The 17,978-nt window shown below is 40.4% G+C and carries 18 protein-coding genes, 2 tRNA genes and 1 pseudogene; 11 read left to right on the top strand and 10 right to left on the bottom strand.

The genetic code is table 11. From position 1 onward, the window contains the following. Nucleotides 1–74: 74 nt before the first annotated feature. Nucleotides 75–638, top strand: coding sequence for an alkyl hydroperoxide reductase subunit C (ahpC, locus tag D9K81_RS06910; protein ID WP_120374959.1), 564 nt, complete (start codon nt 75–77; stop codon nt 636–638). Nucleotides 639–715: 77 nt separating this feature from the next. Here ahpC and D9K81_RS06905 read toward each other — a convergent pair whose 3' ends face one another. Continuing rightward, nucleotides 716–1,639, bottom strand: a complete 924-nt coding sequence (locus tag D9K81_RS06905; protein WP_120374888.1) for a LysR substrate-binding domain-containing protein — start codon at nt 1,637–1,639, stop codon at nt 716–718. 147 nt (nt 1,640–1,786) lie between these two features. Next, nucleotides 1,787–2,410: an isochorismate family cysteine hydrolase YcaC gene (gene ycaC / locus D9K81_RS06900; RefSeq protein ID WP_120374887.1), complete on the bottom strand. Its 624-nt coding sequence runs from the start codon at nt 2,408–2,410 to the stop codon at nt 1,787–1,789. A 313-nt stretch (nt 2,411–2,723) separates the two neighbouring features. Between ycaC and D9K81_RS06895 the strand changes: the two genes are divergently transcribed. From D9K81_RS06895 to D9K81_RS06885, 3 genes are all read left to right on the top strand, one after another. Further along, nucleotides 2,724–3,599 carry a pirin family protein gene (locus D9K81_RS06895; protein WP_120374886.1) on the top strand — a complete coding sequence of 292 codons (876 nt, stop codon included), beginning with the start codon at nt 2,724–2,726 and terminating at the stop codon, nt 3,597–3,599. A gap of 423 nt (nt 3,600–4,022) precedes the next feature. Next, nucleotides 4,023–5,321, top strand: coding sequence for an FAD-dependent oxidoreductase (locus tag D9K81_RS06890; protein WP_198488379.1), 1,299 nt, complete (start codon nt 4,023–4,025; stop codon nt 5,319–5,321). 4 nt (nt 5,322–5,325) lie between these two features. Then, the gene (locus D9K81_RS06885; RefSeq protein ID WP_120374884.1) at nt 5,326–6,177 is read left to right on the top strand and encodes an SAM-dependent methyltransferase; all 852 of its coding nucleotides are present in this window, start codon (nt 5,326–5,328) and stop codon (nt 6,175–6,177) included. Between the two features lie 128 nt (nt 6,178–6,305). On the opposite strand, the gene D9K81_RS06880 is transcribed toward D9K81_RS06885, so the two are convergent. The 3 genes from D9K81_RS06880 to D9K81_RS06870 form a co-directional block, all read right to left on the bottom strand. Continuing rightward, nucleotides 6,306–6,381: transfer RNA gene (locus D9K81_RS06880), tRNA-Thr, on the bottom strand. A gap of 133 nt (nt 6,382–6,514) precedes the next feature. Then, on the bottom strand, nt 6,515–6,745 hold the full coding sequence (locus D9K81_RS06875; RefSeq protein ID WP_120374883.1) for a hypothetical protein: 231 nt from the start codon (nt 6,743–6,745) through the stop codon (nt 6,515–6,517). Between the two features lie 332 nt (nt 6,746–7,077). Continuing rightward, nucleotides 7,078–7,168, bottom strand: a tRNA-Ser gene (locus D9K81_RS06870). 125 nt (nt 7,169–7,293) lie between these two features. Here D9K81_RS06870 and D9K81_RS06865 point away from each other — a divergent pair. After that, on the top strand, nt 7,294–9,174 hold the full coding sequence (locus tag D9K81_RS06865; protein WP_120374882.1) for a potassium transporter Kup: 1,881 nt from the start codon (nt 7,294–7,296) through the stop codon (nt 9,172–9,174). A gap of 58 nt (nt 9,175–9,232) precedes the next feature. Here D9K81_RS06865 and D9K81_RS06860 read toward each other — a convergent pair whose 3' ends face one another. Beyond that, a complete protein-coding gene (locus D9K81_RS06860) occupies nt 9,233–9,703 on the bottom strand; it encodes a RodZ family helix-turn-helix domain-containing protein (RefSeq protein ID WP_120374881.1) in 471 nt (156 codons plus the stop codon). A 264-nt stretch (nt 9,704–9,967) separates the two neighbouring features. Here D9K81_RS06860 and D9K81_RS06855 point away from each other — a divergent pair, with 264 nt between their 5' ends. Then, nucleotides 9,968–11,071 carry a DNA/RNA non-specific endonuclease gene (locus D9K81_RS06855; protein ID WP_120374880.1) on the top strand — a complete coding sequence of 368 codons (1,104 nt, stop codon included), beginning with the start codon at nt 9,968–9,970 and terminating at the stop codon, nt 11,069–11,071. Nucleotides 11,072–11,154: 83 nt separating this feature from the next. Next, nucleotides 11,155–11,400 (top strand): hypothetical protein, encoded by a 246-nt coding sequence (locus D9K81_RS06850; protein ID WP_120374879.1) that lies wholly within the window; start codon nt 11,155–11,157, stop codon nt 11,398–11,400. Nucleotides 11,401–11,476: 76 nt separating this feature from the next. Here D9K81_RS06850 and aqpZ read toward each other — a convergent pair. Together aqpZ and D9K81_RS06840 are read right to left on the bottom strand one after the other, a co-directional pair. After that, nucleotides 11,477–12,165 (bottom strand): annotated as a pseudogene (gene aqpZ, locus D9K81_RS06845) (aquaporin Z). Between the two features lie 119 nt (nt 12,166–12,284). Next, nucleotides 12,285–13,283 carry an AraC family transcriptional regulator gene (locus tag D9K81_RS06840; RefSeq protein ID WP_120374878.1) on the bottom strand — a complete coding sequence of 333 codons (999 nt, stop codon included), beginning with the start codon at nt 13,281–13,283 and terminating at the stop codon, nt 12,285–12,287. A 107-nt stretch (nt 13,284–13,390) separates the two neighbouring features. Here D9K81_RS06840 and D9K81_RS06835 point away from each other — a divergent pair, with 107 nt between their 5' ends. Then, the gene (locus D9K81_RS06835) at nt 13,391–14,032 is read left to right on the top strand and encodes a hypothetical protein (RefSeq protein ID WP_227602033.1); all 642 of its coding nucleotides are present in this window, start codon (nt 13,391–13,393) and stop codon (nt 14,030–14,032) included. A 189-nt stretch (nt 14,033–14,221) separates the two neighbouring features. On the opposite strand, the gene D9K81_RS18570 is transcribed toward D9K81_RS06835, so the two are convergent. Next, on the bottom strand, nt 14,222–14,680 hold the full coding sequence (locus D9K81_RS18570) for a hypothetical protein (RefSeq protein WP_198488380.1): 459 nt from the start codon (nt 14,678–14,680) through the stop codon (nt 14,222–14,224). A 61-nt stretch (nt 14,681–14,741) separates the two neighbouring features. Then, complete coding sequence (gene hisF / locus D9K81_RS06825) at nt 14,742–15,500, bottom strand: imidazole glycerol phosphate synthase subunit HisF (RefSeq protein WP_106984252.1); 759 nt, start codon at nt 15,498–15,500, stop codon at nt 14,742–14,744. 113 nt (nt 15,501–15,613) lie between these two features. Here hisF and D9K81_RS06820 point away from each other — a divergent pair, with 113 nt between their 5' ends. Genes D9K81_RS06820 through D9K81_RS06810 form a run of 3 tightly spaced genes read left to right on the top strand, consistent with a single transcriptional unit; the run spans nt 15,614 to nt 17,633 of the window. After that, on the top strand, nt 15,614–16,564 hold the full coding sequence (locus tag D9K81_RS06820) for a homoserine kinase (RefSeq protein ID WP_120374877.1): 951 nt from the start codon (nt 15,614–15,616) through the stop codon (nt 16,562–16,564). A 22-nt stretch (nt 16,565–16,586) separates the two neighbouring features. Continuing rightward, nucleotides 16,587–17,207, top strand: coding sequence for a DUF1294 domain-containing protein (locus D9K81_RS06815; RefSeq protein ID WP_120374876.1), 621 nt, complete (start codon nt 16,587–16,589; stop codon nt 17,205–17,207). Nucleotides 17,208–17,240: 33 nt separating this feature from the next. After that, nucleotides 17,241–17,633, top strand: coding sequence for a DUF4870 family protein (locus D9K81_RS06810; RefSeq protein ID WP_120374875.1), 393 nt, complete (start codon nt 17,241–17,243; stop codon nt 17,631–17,633). The last annotated feature ends 345 nt before the right edge of the window (nt 17,634–17,978 follow it).

Genomic DNA, 17,978 nt, shown 5'->3' with positions numbered 1-17,978 from the left:
ACCTATGCAGGTATTTTTCGTATTCTAGCTTCAACAGATAAGCAATCCCATAAATGATTGAAGAGGAATACACGATGAGTTTGATTAACACAGAAGTAAAACCATTTAATGCAACGGCTTACCAAAATGGTCAATTTGTTGAAGTATCTGAGCAAGATATGAAAGGCAAATGGTCAGTTGTTTTCTTCTATCCTGCTGACTTTACTTTTGTATGTCCAACAGAATTAGGCGATTTAGCTGATCACTATGCTGAATTCCAAAAATTAGGCGTAGAAATTTACTCAGTATCTACGGATACACACTTCACGCATAAAGCTTGGCATGATTCTTCTGATGAAATTAAAAAAATTCAGTATCCAATGATTGGCGATCCAACTTGGACATTGTCTAAAAACTTTGAAGTACTCATTGAAGCAGATGGTCTTGCAGACCGTGGTACGTTTGTAATTGATCCAGATGGCAAAATCCAAATCGTTGAAATTAACGCTGGCGGTATTGGTCGTGATGCATCTGAATTGCTTCGTAAAGTAAAAGCAGCTCAATATGTACATGCTCACCCTGGCGAAGTTTGTCCAGCGAAGTGGAAAGAAGGTGAAGCAACTTTAGCTCCTTCTATTGATCTAGTCGGTAAAATCTAATCTGAAAAGATCATGATTTAAAAAATCCAGCCACTTGGCTGGATTTTTTTATGGTTTTTTGCACAAATGGTAGATGCTTAAACCAAATAGCCTTTATAAGTTTCTGCATGACTACGCAGGCCTTCTACCAAGTGATCAATTAATTTTTCCATCACCAGACGTTGGCCTTTACGTGAAGCATAGACCAATTGAATTGTGCCGACATTAGAGCACCACTCTGGCAGAATGTGCACTAAGCGTCCTTCAGCAATATCTTTTTCAACGGTCAAATAGGGCAGGTCAGCAATACCAAGGCCATCAATCACAGAATAATACACTCCAGCCAAATCATTACTTTTCACGCGTGGCTCTAAAGGAACAACGATTTGCTCATTTAGCTCTGTATGATGGAGCGTCCACTGATAATTTTGTTTCTGTGTACCCAAAACAATGCTTGGATAATCGTTGAGTTCTGTTGCATAGCGAATAACGCGCCCTTGAAGTAATGCTGGGCTAGCCACTAAGCAATGTGAGGTTCTAATAACGTCACGCACTACAATGCTCGAATCTTCATTGGCTTGAAAATTAGTTCGGATTGCTAAATCAATATCATCGTGCAGTACATCAACCCGACGGCTTGTCAGTTCCATTTCTACGCTAACCTGCGGATACTGCAGTAAAAAACTGTTCAGCAGACTACGGATTTGATAGCGCATCATGACAGATGGACAACTAATTTTGACCAAGCCTTGTGGCTCGCTTTTTTGTTTTAAAAGCACATTGTTAGCACATTCAACTTGATGAATCAGTTTGGTACATTCCTCAAACAGTTCTTGGCCTAAGGGTGTCACTTTAAAATGGCGAGTTGAACGTTGAATGAGCGTAACATTGTATTGTGCTTCTAAGTCTAAAATACGGCGACTCAATTTAGATTTAGTAATGTTGGAGGCTTCGCTGGCGGCACTAAATCCACCGTGTTTAACTACAAGATAGAAATAATAGTAATCATCAAATGAATGCATCGCGGCTCCATGGATAATGAAATGCAAAGGCAAAATGCATGATGAAAATAAGGTGGCTTAAATCAAGCACATGAATAGACTGATAGTACAAGGATTATCGGCATAAAAAAAGCGGTCAAAAGACCGCTTTTTTGTTAGCACAATAAATTATTTTGTGGTGTTTTTGACATAGCTTTGAATCAGGTTTTTATAGTCAGGGATATGAGCTGCAAACAGTGCACCTAAACCATCCACATCGTTGCGCCAGTCACGGTGCAATTCACATGCTGTACCAAACCAAGTCATCAGCTGTGCACCCGCTTGAGACATACGGTCCCATGCTGAGTCACGAGTAAGATGATTGAATGTACCTGAAGCATCAGTGATCACAAACACGTCAAAGTCTTCTGCAAGTGCAGAAAGTGTTGGGAACGCAACGCAAACTTCAGTGACCACACCCGCAATGATCAATTGCTTTTTACCTGTTGCTTTTACTGCTTTAACAAAGTCTTCATTATCCCATGCATTAATTTGGCCTGGGCGTGCGATATAAGGCGCATCTGGGAACATTTCAACTAATTCAGGAACAAGAGGACCATTTGGACCATCTTCAAAACTTGTTGTTAAAATTGTTGGAAGATTGAAATATTTTGCTGCTGCTGCTAAAGCAAGAACGTTATTTTTAAATTTGTCTGGATCAATATCGCGTACAAGAGAAAGAAGACCAGTTTGGTGGTCAACTAAGAGAACTGCTGCGTTATCTTTATCTAAACGAACGTATGGTTTACCCATTTTATATTTCCTCTTTGGTGTTTTGCACAAGGTTGAGGGAGGCGCAAAACGTGTTTAGGGAGTTATATTGCGGTTTTATATTAGTTCTATTATTAAGACAATGAAAGGGTGATAAATGGGAAAAATAATCATATAAATAGGATTATTCGCAATATATTAGGGATTATTACAAAAATACTATAAATAAAAATGTTAAAAACTTTAAATTATCTCATTTTTAAGATTATGAATATTGCCAAGCATCTGTAAAGTGGACCAGCAAAAGAATAAGATAGATCCCATGTTCATCCTATCGCGTATATAGGAGTTAAAGATGAAAAAAGTTGTAGGTGTATACCGTAATCAAAACATGCATTGGGTTGGTGATGGTTTTCCAGTTAAAAATCTATTTTCTTATGATCGTTTAGGTCAGGCCATTAGCCCATTTTTACTCTTGGACTATGCGGCACCTTACCAGTTTAGCCCAACGACTGCACAGCATGGCGTAGGCTCACATCCACACCGTGGTTTTGAAACGGTTACTTTAGCTTACCAAGGTGAAGTGACACATAAAGACTCAAGTGGCGGTGGCGGTACGATCCAATCAGGTGATGTGCAATGGATGACAGCTGGTTCTGGTGTCGTGCATGAAGAGTTTCACTCTCCTGAGTTTGCTCAAGCGGGTGGTTTGTTTGAAATGGTACAGCTTTGGGTGAATTTGCCAGCCAAAGATAAAATGACTGCACCACGTTATCAAGCATTAACCGTGGCTGACATTCCACGTATTGAAATGGATGATCAAGCGGGTCACATTCGTGTGATTGCAGGTGAATTTGGTGGTCATCAAGGTCCTGCACTAACCTATAGCCCAGTCAATGTTTGGGACGGTGAGTTGAAAGCAGAATATGAAACTTTTGTTCATGTGCCTGCGTTGCACAATACCATTGTGGTGGTATTAAGCGGTGAATTGGTCATTAATGGAACTCAAAAAGTGGTGGACAGCTCAATTGTGATGTTTGCCAAAGATGGCGAAACTGCCATTCAGCTTCAGGCTTATCAGGACACAAAATTTCTTGTGTTGACTGGTGAACCTTTAGATGAGCCTATCCAAGGCTATGGTCCATTTGTGATGAACACTAAAGAAGAAATCATTCAAGCATTTGATGATTTCAATAAAGGCAAATTTGGTGAAATTCCAGTTCAAGCTTAATGTTGCAGTTTAAGTTGTTGAAATAAAAAAAGCCCCTGAAGTGATTCAGGGGCTTGATTTTTTACGCTGTATTTTCTTTTTTTGTCGTGATCGCACAAGCTATTAGAATAAAAATATGCGACACAGTTATCGTTTTTATGTGCTTTGAATGATAACGAGAACAGGTATTGAAGTAAAACTGAATTTTAAAAAATGGTTAAAGTATATTGCTTTTTTATAAGGTTTTTTATTTAAAAATGCATAAAATTAAATTAATTCATGTGCTTATTCATGCCGTTTTTGAATGTTAAGATTTGTTAACGCAATGTTTTTTTAGTCCGATTGCGTAGTTTCTGAAAACAACAGAATTTGGCAGTTTTTAATAGCCTATTTTTCTATGGCATGGGTCATAATTTTAGAAAATTTCAAATATGGAATAGAAGATTGGATATTGCAGTCATCGGCAGCGGCATGGCTGGTCTTGCTGCCGCAAGAATTCTGAAAGATGCAGGACATCGCATTACAATTTTTGAAGCGCTTCCTGGGCGTGGCATGGATAGTCATAGCACTGAATTTGAAGGTGGCATTATTGATGCACCTTTGCGCGTGATGAATCCGCATCTATGGAAAAATACGCTCAGTCTGGCAGCTCATCTGGGTATTCCTACTTTTCCAGTGCGTACCTATATGGCCTGTAGCTGGTTATTTGAAGATAAAACCGAAACATGGTTAACCACTTCACGCACACGTATTGGCAATATTCCAATCATTAATAACCGTAAAGGTATTCAGCAGTACGGCTGGCGTTTGGTTAAAGGCATGTTGCAACTAAAAACTGCACTGAGCAAATTCTTCAAATCGAAAGACCAAGACATTACCTTAGCGGAATTTATTAACCGCAATGATATTGAAGAAGTGTTTTGGCATGGCGCGGTGATGCCTGTGCTGTATACCATTTGTACGTGTAACCCTAAAACCATTGGCGATTGGCCAGCCAAACCTTTATTAATTTTTTTACGCCAATTGACGGATGGCGATGCCTTACTGCGTATTCAAGGTGGCACTTCGGCTTTGGTGAGTAAGCTGATTGAAAACATTGAAGTGGTGAGTGGCTCTGCGATTACCAAGGTAGAAGAGCAGGGTGAAAAAGTTTTGGTCGAAAATACCCAAGGTCAGCAGATATTGTTTGATCGTGTGGTGGTAGCAACACCGACAACCAAAATTGAAGAATTTTTAGAGCCAACTCAGTTTGCTGATGATATTGCGCTGTTAAAACAATTTAAGTTTGAACAAGGCGAATTAGTCATTCATACAGACAGCACTGTGATGCCACCAAAGCGTAAAGACTGGTCTGTACTCAGTTATATGATGGATCGTAAATTTACTCGTCAGCAATTTACAGTGTGGTTAAATTCGATTGAGCCAAGTTTGGTTGGCAAAACACCAGTTTTCCAAACGTGGCGACCAGTGACTGAGATTGACCCTAAAAAAGTCATTTCAACTGTGACTCTGACACGTGCAGTTGTGGATTCAAAAACGGTGGCTTTAAATAAGCAATTGCAACAGCGCCATACGACAGCACAGCGTAAAGTTTTCTTCTGTGGTTCATGGTCTTGTGACGGCTTGCCAATTTTAGAATCGGCAGTGACCTCGGCCATGCATATTGCAGAAATTTTGGGTGCACCATTGCCGTTTGTGGGCTTAAAACCTAAAGTAGAGGTTGCACCGCAACTCGGTTATTAAATCCATGAAATGGCTTCAAGCAGTTAAGCAGTATATTCCAACCCATAAATATGCAATTGATACAAAATTTTTGGGTGATGATGCGCTGTTGGCTTGGAGTAATTTAGGATATTGGCAGGCAGAGGATGATCCTTATCCTCAAGCTTGCCAAGCACTTGCAGATCATTTAGCACAGTGTTTAAAGCTACAACCTAATGATCAGCTCTTAGATTTGGGTTGTGGTCAGGGTGCAAGTGTATGGCATTGGCATACGCAGTATCAGGTTTCATCCATCAAAGCAGTTGAGCTACAAGTGGCTTGTGTTCAACGCATTCAAAACGTTTTAAATTCAAAACAAATATCGACCTCACAGATTGAAGTTTTTGCTGATTCATTTTTAAATTTAAATTCAATCTTCCCTCAAAATCGTTTCGATGTGGTGATGTGTATCGATGCGGCGTATCACAGCAATTTAAATTCATTCTTGTTATCCACAGCCTCAGTTTTAAATTCAAAAGGTCGTTTAGGCTTTCATTATTTAATTGTGGATGAGAAATTTTTGAATTTAAATGCAGTACAACAGCTTCATTACCGTGCCTTACTTAAAGTCGCCGATGTTGATGTGACGGGTTTACCCACAGAAAATGACTTAGAAAATCGCTTGAAGCGATTTGAATTTAAAAATATTCAAATTGAAAATATTAGCATGCAGGTATTGGCGGGCTTTGCAGAATATGCACATCAGGTTTTAAATTCAAAAATAACGGCACAGCGTTTGGCACAGTTTAAAATTCAAATGACCGCCAAATTATGTAGCACTTTATTTGAAGAAGGCTTAATTCATTATGTACAGGTGAGTGCAAGCAAAGATGCCTAAATGATGCGTAGGGCACATTGAATAAGGATGGATAGTTAGACTTGCAGAGTGTTTCGTGGGCAAGAAGAGATATGAAAATATACAGCCCAGAAACATCAAAGCCTCACTAAAAAGCGAGGCTAAGATAATGGTGCCGGCACACGGATTCGAACTGTGGACCTACTGATTACAAGTCAGTTGCTCTACCAACTGAGCTATGCCGGCATTATGGGTTGCATTCTACAGAATTTTCTTGAAGCTGCAAGCCAAAAAATAGACAATTGAATTTTAATTTTAAATATTGTTGCCATAACCCAATCAGATCGGGCTATGGCAATGCTTGTAGGGGGATTTCAGGTTATTTTTGTCTTAGGATTTTATCGAGATCTTGGGCGCATTCTTCTAAAGTAAAGGCCATGTCTAGTTGCATTTGTGGCTTAAGTTCGTTGGCCAATTGCCTCCATTGTTCGATCAGTCTGAGGGCTTTTTGAATTTTATGCTTATTTACATCCTTCGCGATGGTGGGAATATAGCCACCACGTTTGGCATTTTTAATTTGTTTGGCGTAGTTATTTGCATTGTTATTCATGCTCACTCCAAAAAATAGCAGGGTTTTGGTACTTGCTGTATGCTGCTGCGTCTTTGTTTAAGCCTTAATAGAAGTGTATGGGGGAATTAGCACCTTGTTTTTTAGTGATGTTTTAAACATAACATAGCTTTTATTGCATGTGTATGAAGCTAAATGTATGCCAAGTTGAATGAGTAGGTTAAAAATAAGAATCTAAAACTGAGGATAAAGGCTATTTATTGAATATGTGATTGATTTTACAAGGCTATAGATGGATTTCACCCATCTTAAATCTGCAGATTTCGCCATTATAAAAAAATCCCTAAATGAAATCATTTAGGGATTTTAAATTCTGGCGGTGAAAGAGGGATTCGAACCCTCGAAACGCTATAAACGTTTACACACTTTCCAGGCGTGCTCCTTCAGCCACTCGGACACTTCACCTTATTGCGCGGAGGATAATAGCGAAAAATAGTGGGACTGCCAAGCTGAAACAATTGATTTAGAGAAAAACTTTTTTTATGGTGATATGATGCGCCAAAATATTGTCTAAATTGAAGACACATAATATGCAAAGTACTGCACAAAAAGCCGCATTGCCCGCTATTACCCTAGCAGCACTCGGCGTGGTGTTTGGTGATATTGGGACCAGTCCGCTCTATGCGCTGCGTCAGTGTTTCCTTACTGCACATTTAGCCATTTCAGAAGCATCGGTGTTGGGTATTCTATCGCTGATTTTCTGGTGCATGATGCTCACCATTAGTTTTAAATATGTCATGATTATTATGCGTGCGGACAATAATGGTGAAGGGGGAATTATGTCCCTACTTGCATTAAACTTACGTACGACACTCATCAATGACAATAAGAAAATTTATCTCATCGCCTTAGGTTTTATTGGTGCTTCGCTGTTTTTTGGCGATGGTATTATTACACCTGCGATTTCCGTGCTCTCTGCGATTGAAGGCCTCAGCATTGCAACGCCAATGTTTAATCAGTGGCTAGTGCCATTGTCGATTGGTATTTTGGCAGGGCTGTTTTTGGTACAAAGACATGGCACAGGAACGATGGGTAAATTCTTTGGGCCAATCACTTTGGCGTGGTTTTTATCTATTGGTTTGTTTGGTCTGTGGAGTGTGATTCAAACCCCGCATGTGCTCCTAATGGTGAATCCTTATTGGGCACTAAGCTTTATTTTCCAACAACCTTATGTGGCCTTTTTGACCATGGGTGCTGTGATTCTAACCATCACAGGGGGCGAAGCTTTATATGCCGATATGGGACATTTTGGGCGCTTACCTATCCGCTTAGCATGGTTTATTGTGGTACTGCCGTGCTTACTCTTCAACTATGCAGGGCAAGGCGCATTACTGCTACGTGATGCAGAAGCATTGGCCAATCCATTTTATATGTTGATCCCTGCTTGGGCGCTCTATCCAATGATTGGTTTGGCAACAGCTGCTGCGGTTATTGCCTCGCAGGCTGTAATCACGGGTGTATTTTCAATGGTGAACCAAGCCATTCAACTGCGCTATTTACCACGCTTAACGGTACGCCATACCTCAGATGTTGAACGTGGCCAAATTTACCTGCCATTCATTAACTGGGCATTGTTTATTTCGGTTCTGATTCTAATTTTGCTATTTGAAAATAGTGCTAACTTAGCCAGTGCTTATGGTGTCGCTGTGACCATGACGATGCTGTGTGGCACGATTCTTATTTCAGTTTTGGCCTATGGTTTATGGCGTTGGCCAGTGTGGAAAGTGGCGCTATTTGCAGTACCATTTTTACTGATTGATTTTGTATTTGTGGCCTCTACATCATTAAAAATTCTATCAGGCGGTTGGGTGCCAATTATGATTGGTGCTGTGCTGTTTACGATTTTAATGACATGGAAAGATGGCCGAGCGTTAGTATTAAACCGTCTAGCTAAAGATGCGTTGCCAATCGACTTATTTATTAAGAGTATTGGTTTTAGTGACGAGACTAAATTTGTACCTGGCGATGCAGTGTTTTTAACAGGAACGCCTAATATAGTGCCTCATGCGATGTTGCATAATATTAAGCACAATAAGGTACTGCATGAGCGTAATGTGATGGTGACTGTGGTCACTCGGGACATTCCTTATGTGACTGAAGCGGAGCGCTTTAAAGTCGAAAAGCTGGATAATCGTTTCTATCGTATTTTTATGTACTATGGTTTTAAAGATCAGCCTGATATCCCGCAAGCTTTAGAGCATGCATATACGCAACTAGGTTTTGACTTTGATTTAATGCAAATCAGTTTCTTTATTTCACGTGATCGTATTATTCATACTTTGGGCGAGGGCATGGCACCGTGGCGAGAAAAACTGTTTATTTCTATGCAGCGTAATACCAGTCCAGTGAGTGATTTTTATCAAATTCCTACCAACCGTGTGGTGGAGTTGGGCAGTCAAATCGAAATTTGATTTCGCAGAGCATAAAAAAACCAGAGCACAGCTCTGGTTTTTTATTGCCAAATTTATTTTATTGGGCAAAAGCGTCTTCATTGATTTGAGGTTGCTCAGGGGATGCTTGTAGTGGGCCGTCAGTTGCTTCAGTGTTAGGCATCGCTTGTACTGGCACTTCCACATTTACGGGTGCATCTGCCGAAGATGACAGTGCTGGGCTTGCCTGTGCTTCAGTATTTGGGTCTGGAAGTTCGGCTTGCGCATTGGCTGGGTTTAATGGAGCATTTGCAGTCGGTTCTGCTTGGGGTGCAGGTGTATTTTCAGGCGTTGTGCTCTCAGTGCCTTGTGCAGGTGCTGTAGCAATCGGCTGAATTTTACCACTCGAAATGAGCTCATTTAAGGAACCAGGTTGGCCATTTACAGTTGTGGTAATTTTGGCCTTAGACAAGCTTTCCAAAGTTTCACCTGGCTGTACAGCAGGCTCTGCAAATACTGAAGCACTAGCAAGACCAGCAATCAGGCCAAGGCCCATAAGTTTAGAATACATAATGACTCCACGAATTGATTTTTCGAATTCTACGTAGCCTTACCATGTCATAAGCAAAGTTCTTTATTCAATGAAACATACTCAATCACGTCAAGACTCGTATGAAACTGATATAGAAGCGCGACAAATTGTTACATCATCTGGTGAATTGTTAGACAATGTTTGCATAAAACTTCATCAATACTGTTTTGCTCACATATACAGGCGTACTTACCCTTGTTAAGCTCCAGAAAAATAATCTGTTTTTAAGAAATCGTTGTAGCAATGGCAAAAAAGAAAAGTAGTTCTGGTGGTGTTCTGTCCCAATTATTCAACCAAAATGGGGTGAAAGCGATTTTGGGTGTGGTTGCTGCAGGGAGTTTTGCCATTGCATTTGGACAAGAAAAAATCCAGCAGTTTGTTTCAAATACAGGCTCAAGTTCAAATAGTGCATGTCTAGATCAGTTTTACCGTGATGTACCGCCGTATTTGATGAAAGAAAGCTTGGATAAGCACAGTTATCCGCTGTGTTTTAACGGCTTTAACGTGATGTATTCAGGGGTATCCAAGACTCCACTTTGGGTCGCAGAGGCATTGACACCTTCTCGCTTGAGCCAAAAAATTCCGCGTGAAGATAGTTTCCATGAGGAAGAACGTATCGACCGTACACATCGTGCAACATTAGCTGACTACAAAGCATCGGGCTATGACCGTGGCCACATGGCACCTAATGCGGATATGCCGAATAAAGAAGCACAGTTTGACAGTTTCTCTTTAGCCAATATGGTGCCTCAAGCCCCAAAGAATAACCAAAAAGTTTGGCGTGAATTGGAAGAAGCAACCCGCGCCATTGTGACCAAGCAAAAGCAAGATGTGTATGTGGTTACAGGGCCAGTATTTGCAGCTAAAAAGCTGAAAACTATTGGCAAAGGCGTGATTGTACCAACAGCAACCTACAAAGCAATTTACTTACCTAAAACGGGCACGATTGGTGCGTACTATGCACCAAATGACAATTCACTACAGGTGAAAGTCGTGAGTGTGTGCTACTTAGAAGAACAACTGGGAATTAACTTATTTCCACAGTTAACAGAAGAGCAGAAGCGCAATACTTACAAACTGCCTTTGACGGCAGCAGGCGTCAAAGCCAATACCCAATTTGCTTATTCACATTGGGATGCTGAAAGCCAATGTGCAGAAGATGTTTCGACAGATCAACTGAATGCAATGCAAAGCCAGTTTAAGTCTGCGGGTGGTTCGAATGTATCAAATAACAATCGTGATCCAGACACAAACAGCGGTACGGGCCAAAACAGCAGTACGCAAGATGCAATGATTATGCAACTCCTTGAAACCTTGTTGCAGTATATTTTGCAGTTGTTGAAATAATGCACTTGCTTTAGGATGAATCAGGGCCATGTCGAAGGCATGGCTATATAACAACGATATGATCAATAAAAAGCGAGAAAATCATGTTTAAGCCTTATGAAAATGGCACAGAATCGTACGCAATTCATGATCTGACCTTAGAAAATGACCTTGATTGCGTCAATCTTTATGGCAATTTACAACTGACTAAAGACCAAGCAGGTTTAGCAGCAGCTAAAGCACTACAAGCCTTATTAAATGATGTGGTCAAAACGCTAGAAGCCGAGGTTAATTTACCCGAGAAGATTCAACGTGCTGAGGCTGATGAAATCGAAAATCCTTTTTTATAAGCATTTATGCATGTACATAAAAATGCCCGCAATATGACGGGCATTTTTATACGTATGACTGTATGTTTAGTCGTGCTTAAGTCTCATCTTTTGCGATGCCACGATAAATCACAGCACCAATCACCGCGCCAACAATCGGTGCAACCCAGAATAACCAAAGTTGACTGAGTGCGGCAGTTTCAGCAAATAGTGCTACACCTGTACTTCGTGCTGGATTTACCGAAGTGTTGGTGACAGGAATACTAATTAAGTGAATGAGTGTGAGTGCTAAACCAATTGCAATGGGTGCAAAACCTGCAGGTGCTCGTTTGTCGGTTGAACCCATAATAATAATTAAGAACATTGCCGTGAGTACAATTTCAATAATCAGCGCAGACATCATCGAATATTTATTCGGTGAGAGTTCACCAAAGCCATTGCTGGCAAAGCCACCTGTTCCTGTAAAGTTTGCTTGACCACTAAAAATGGCATATAGCACCCATGCCGCCAATACTGCGCCAATCACTTGGACAATAATATAAGGTACTAAATCTTTGGTATCAAAACGACCACCGGCCCATAAGCCAATGCTGACTGCAGGGTTAAAGTGCCCCCCTGAGATATGGCCAAGTGCATAAGCACCTGTTAAAACTGTTAGACCGAATGCTAGAGAAACCCCTGAAAATCCAATACCAAGCTCGGGGTAAGCAGCGGCAAAAATTGCGCTCCCACAGCCACCAAACACCAACCAAATGTACCAATTAATTCTGCAATATATTTATTCATGTTGAGCTCCAGAGATCCTTTTTTTGTTTTATGACAATGTGGAGTTTTGCCTGGATTATATTTATCAAAATGTGACTTGGTTCTCAATAAGCATAAGATGAACGGAGTTTATTTTGCGTTTATTGCACCTGTTGTCGCCATTGTAGTGGGGTGATATTACGCCATTGTTTAAATGCACGTTGGAAGGCACTTTGTTCTGAGTAACCAAGTAACAGGGCAATTTCATGTAAGCCTAAGTGCGGATCTCTTAAGTATTCTTCTGCCAACATACAGCGCACTTGTTGCATGCGCTGTTGATAGGTTGTGTTTTGTTGTTGTAAATGGCGTTGCAGTTGACGCACAGAAATATTTAATTGCTGGGCGATATCTTCAATCTGAAATTGATTTTTTTGTAAGCCCGTCAAAATGGCTTGCTGTAAATATTGATCGGTTTGGGTGATATTGGGAAGTTTTTCCAGCAAGGCCTGTGCTTGCTGAATTAACAGCTGTTGTAAGGTGTGATCACTGTGTGAAAACGGGCGAGAGAGTTCTTCTATAGGCAAAAGAACTTGTGAACTTGGCTGAGAAAAGCGCACTTTACAACGAAAAAAATGCTCATATAAGGCCACATGCTTGGGGGTAGGTTGCCGAAAGTGTACTTCATGTATGCGTAGGTCTTCTACATTAATAAAGTGTTTTAAAAAGCCAATCATTAGCGCAATTGCGACTTCATCGGTTAGTTGATTGGACATATTGGGGGGTAAGTCTGACCAACAGATGGACAAGTAATCTGCTAAGCCTTCCACTTTTAATGGAGAGCCATCATAGACCAGACGATGAAAGTCATGGTATCGATACAGGGCTTCACCTAAATTGGCACAGGACATTGCAATATAAGCAATAATGCCCAAATGTTTAGGCTGCACAGATTGAGCAATCTCAAGTCCAAGTGCAGGACGCTGTAATTGTGCATCTAGTAAATTGAGTAAATCGCGCCATACCGAATAATCAAAACGTTCTAAATTTTGAACTTGAGTTAAGGTGCTGGGAATCTCTAACTGTTGTTTCTGGTAAAACGTATAGAGTAGGTGCCCGAGGCCACCATAAACAGTGCCAGTATAATCCTTCAGGTGTTGCATTTCTTATTCTTGGTTTTGTCGTAATTTGTCAATGATATTTAAAAATATGGTCAATATCTAGCCTTTTTGATTGCTTATAGTGAGATAAAAGATAGGAGGTGGCGTATATGTTAAAAGGTTTTATGCTGGGGCTAGTGGTCGCCAATGGTTTTGAGTGGGTTGCACATAAATATCTTTTGCATGGCACTCATCGTACAGGCAAGCCACGTTGGAGCCCATCGCCAAATAATATGAAGTCGCATTGGGAACATCACCGCGAAGTACGCAAAACGGCTTTTGAAGATTATGGCTATGTCGAAGGCTTAAAAAATTGGCGCACAAAAAATGAGGTCATTTCTTTGGCAGTTGCAGTGGGGGTATTTGCGCCACTGTTTTATCCAGTATCTAAAGGGATGAGCTTGGCTGTGCTGTATGCTGCGGGGAATTATTATTATATTCATCGACGTGCACATTTAGAGCCTGATTGGGCTATGAAAAATATTCCGTGGCACTATGATCATCACATGAATTCGAATCAGGATGCCAACTGGTGTGTAACCAAACCTTGGTTTGATTATATTTTGCGTACGCGTGTGATTTCATCACCAGATTTGCAAGAGAAGAATCCTTTAGGCATCCCTTTACCAGCATTGTTGTCAAAAGGTTTAAATCAAGTGGTTACGCACTTCTTTCCTGTTCAGCTGGCCAAACCAGTAGTCGCAGGTTTAAAGACTTTGCCTACAGCTGAAAAGGCGATGAACGGTAGCTAAAAACTCAGTTTTGTCGTGATTGGTCAATAAATCGCCTTGAGATTGTCAATATTCTGCAGTTGTGCAGATACTATAATGCCCTTATCGAAAATGTACTGCATTTGAGATTGACGTATATTGATATTCACGAACCAAGTGCTGTAGTTTTTTCTTGGTTTATAGGAGCCGACAAGGCTCCTTTTTTTATGTTTAATTTAGGGAAGGGTATAATTCTGTGAGTATGAAGCGTCCATTCCAATCATGAATTCCCCTAGCATAACGAAAACAATAAGAATGACCTGATTGTAAATATTGTAACTGCGGAATGTGCTGGAAGGCGATCGGATCACCATTAAATTCTAAAAATTCAGAATGTGCGGTTTTGAATTGAAATGCTGTTTCAGATTGCTGTTTACGACTAATATTAAATTGAATTTGTCGAACGAATACGGCGCATGTACTTATTTGTTGTGCTTCATCTAAGGCTTTTTGATAGTTTGACTCACGGTATCGATCTAAGCCAAATAAATACATATACATAAAACCGCAGATCATCAGCAAGATGATCATCGATTGCGTGTTTTGGCTTATTTTAAGTCCATAAGCAATTAGGCCAAACAACAGCAAGCTACCGAAGCCCGCAATCAATAGTGCAGTGTCTAAGTACATGATGAATCAAAAAAAAGAGCGTATACACGCTCTTTTTTACACAGACTTAAGCAAAGGTCAATTAAAGACGCATTTCAATGCCTTGTTCTGCCAAGTATTTTTTCGCTTCAGGAATCGTATGCTGACCAAAGTGGAAAATAGAGGCAGCCAATACTGCATCTGCACCACCTTGAATAATACCGTCTGCTAAATGTTGTAAGTTACCTACACCACCCGATGCAATCGTTGGAATGGTAACGCGGTCGTTAATTTGACGCATAAGCGCAAGGTCATAACCAGCTTTAGTACCGTCGGCATCCATTGAGGTCACGAGTAATTCACCCGCGCCAAATTCAGCCATTTTGACCGCCCATTCAATGGCATCAATTCCTGTTTCTTTACGGCCACCATGGGTAAAGATTTCCCATTTGTTGTCGCCCGTTTTTTTAGCATCAATTGCAACCACAATGCACTGTGCGCCAAAACGTTGCGACGCCTCTTGTACAAATTCTGGGTTATAAATAGCTGCTGAGTTAATGCTGACTTTATCGGCCCCTGCATTAAGCAATAAACGGATGTCTTCCACTTTACGTACACCACCACCTACAGTAAGCGGTACAAAAACCGATTCCGCCATACGCTCTACGGTACGGTATGTGGTATCACGACCATTTGAGGTTGCAGTAATATCTAAAAAGGTAATTTCATCGGCGCCTTGTTCGTTATAACGACGGGCTACTTCTACTGGATCGCCTGCATCACGAATATCTAAAAATTGAACACCTTTGACTACGCGACCATTGTCGACATCAAGGCAAGGAATAATACGTTTAGCAAGCATAATTTTTTCCAAAAATAACAGCCGATTATGAAACTTCGCGACTTAGATGCTACACCTTAATAGCCGGAGCGGTTATTCTATCAAACTTATGTAAGATTTTTTGCAGGTTTTGTATGTCGGTTTATACCACTTTGACTTTAAAGGAAGCTCAGGACTTCGCTACGCCTTATGGCTTAAACGTGGTGGACCTTATTCCCATTCAAGGCGGGATTCAAAATACCAACTATTTTATCGTCTGTGAAAATGATCAGCAGTTTGTTTTAACGATATTTGAAGAAATGGATGAGCAAGGTGCAGCAGAGCTCGTACCTGTATTGGAACATTTGGGGCAGGCAGGTTTGGCCGTGCCAGTGCCTTTAAATTATGCAGGGCATGCCATTCATACTCTTAAAGATAAGCCCGCACAAATTGCACCGCGTATGCGTGGTGAGCATCCCATGCCGTCTCAGCTGGAGCAAGTGAAGCAGATTGCGATTGCCCAAGCCAAAATGCATGTGGCATTGCAAGATTTTCCTTTGGAGCGTGCATTTTACCGCGACCATGCCTATTGGTTAGGGGTTTCACGTGATTTGCGCCCCAACTTAAATGATGCCGATACGATGCTCCTTAATAATCTTTTAGGGTTATATGAGGTACTAACGGCAATGTATCCAGAGCGTCCAAAAGGCTTTATTCATTCAGATTTGTTCCGCGACAATACTTTATTTGATGGCAATGAACTCAAAGGCATTTTAGACTTTTACGAGTTAAATAAAGATGAATTGCTGTTTGATATTGCAATTACACTCAATGACTTCTGTACAGAGTATCCAAGCGTAGAGTTGAATGAAGAAAAAGCCATTGCCTTTTTGAATGCCTATGAATCGGTACGTCCTTTAACCTCAGATGAGAAGTCATGTTTGGAGTTGTACTTGGCCATGGCTGCAGGGCGTTTTTGGATGATGCGTTTACAAGTGGCGCAAAAAAATGCCTCTGAAGGTCGTACAGGGGATGATATCTTGCAGAAAAACCCAGCAGAAATGCGCAATATGTTGATTGAACGCTTAAAGTTCGTAACGGCCTAATTATTAAGTAACGGGAATAAGCATGCGGGATCAAGGGCGTTTAGTGGAATGGTTGGATGAACAAGGTTATGGCTTTATTCAACCGAGCGACAGCAGTAAAGAACGTGTGTTTTTACACATTAAGGATTTTGCTCGCCCTGGCCCGCGCCCGATTGTTGGCTGTGCTTTGGAGTATTTGGTGATTTTGGATGAGCGTGGGCGTTTTCGTGCACAGCAAGTGACTTATCTAAAGGCTAGCCAAGTGCAACACGCTCAGCCGAACCCGTCGGATAACCTGATTGCGATGCCCAAAAAATTCTCTGTCATGCAAATTCTGTGTGTGCTTTATATTTTGACTATTGTAGGTTTAAGTCTTGTAGGATTACTTAGCGGTATAGCCGTGTTGGCTTTAAGCTTAGTCAATGTGGCAACCTACTGGTTTTATGCACAAGATAAAGAAGCTGCCCATTTGGGTAAGCGCCGTATACCTGAGCAGAGTTTGCACCTATTGGCTTTTTTAGGCGGTTGGCCTGCAGCTTGGTTAGCCCAAGAAAAACTGAGACATAAAACACAAAAACAACCATTTCGCCGGATTTATTTTTGTACTATAGGTTTTAACATACTTTTGATTTTATGGTTGATTTCTCCATTTAATCCATTTTAAACCGAAGTAGAAATAATAGAGCAGAGGGCGTGTATGGAATATTCAGTAGATCAAGATTCGAACCGTACTTTAACCATTGCCTTATATGTGTTGTATATCGTCGCAATTTTTAGTGCTGGTATATTGGCATTGGTGGCATTGGTTATTAATTATATCAAGCGCGATAGTGTGCAAGGTTCCATTTTTGAAAGTCATTTTACTTGGCAAATTCGAACGTTCTGGTGGTATTTAATTTGGAACATCATTGCTTTTATCCCGTTCTTTTTTCTGTTCTTTACAGGAAATAATCCAGATTTATTTGCAGGAACAGCTCTAGGCGCATCTGCATTTTGTATTTTTGTAGTTGCTGCATCATGGGTGTGGATTGTCTATCGAGCTGTACGTGGCATTATTACAGTGAATGACAACAAGCCGATGTATCAATAAACAGGTTGGATTCAAAAATACAGCTTTAAGATGAAAGACATCGCAGTATAGCAGTATAAAAAGGCGCTTTAAAAAGATGGCTATGGTCATCTTTTTTTTGTGCCTCGTGTTTTAGGTCTTGCGCCGCTTTGAGGCAAGTGTTTGCTTCATTGTGGTGATAATCAATTAATTTAGCTTACATTTTAATATTTTAGACTATACTTTTTTAATAAAATTATCTTACATTTTTAATATATTAAATGTACCTTTTTATTTAATTAAATTTACGTTTTTAATATAAATAATTTACTTTTTAATAAAATTAACTTTACATTTATGTACATTTATTTTAATTAATTTAAATCA

It is taken from the genome of Acinetobacter chengduensis (assembly GCF_003664645.1).
Classification (GTDB): domain Bacteria; phylum Pseudomonadota; class Gammaproteobacteria; order Pseudomonadales; family Moraxellaceae; genus Acinetobacter; species Acinetobacter chengduensis.
The sequence above is the reverse complement of the archived record's forward strand: the minus strand, read 5'-3'. Positions and strand labels throughout refer to the sequence as shown.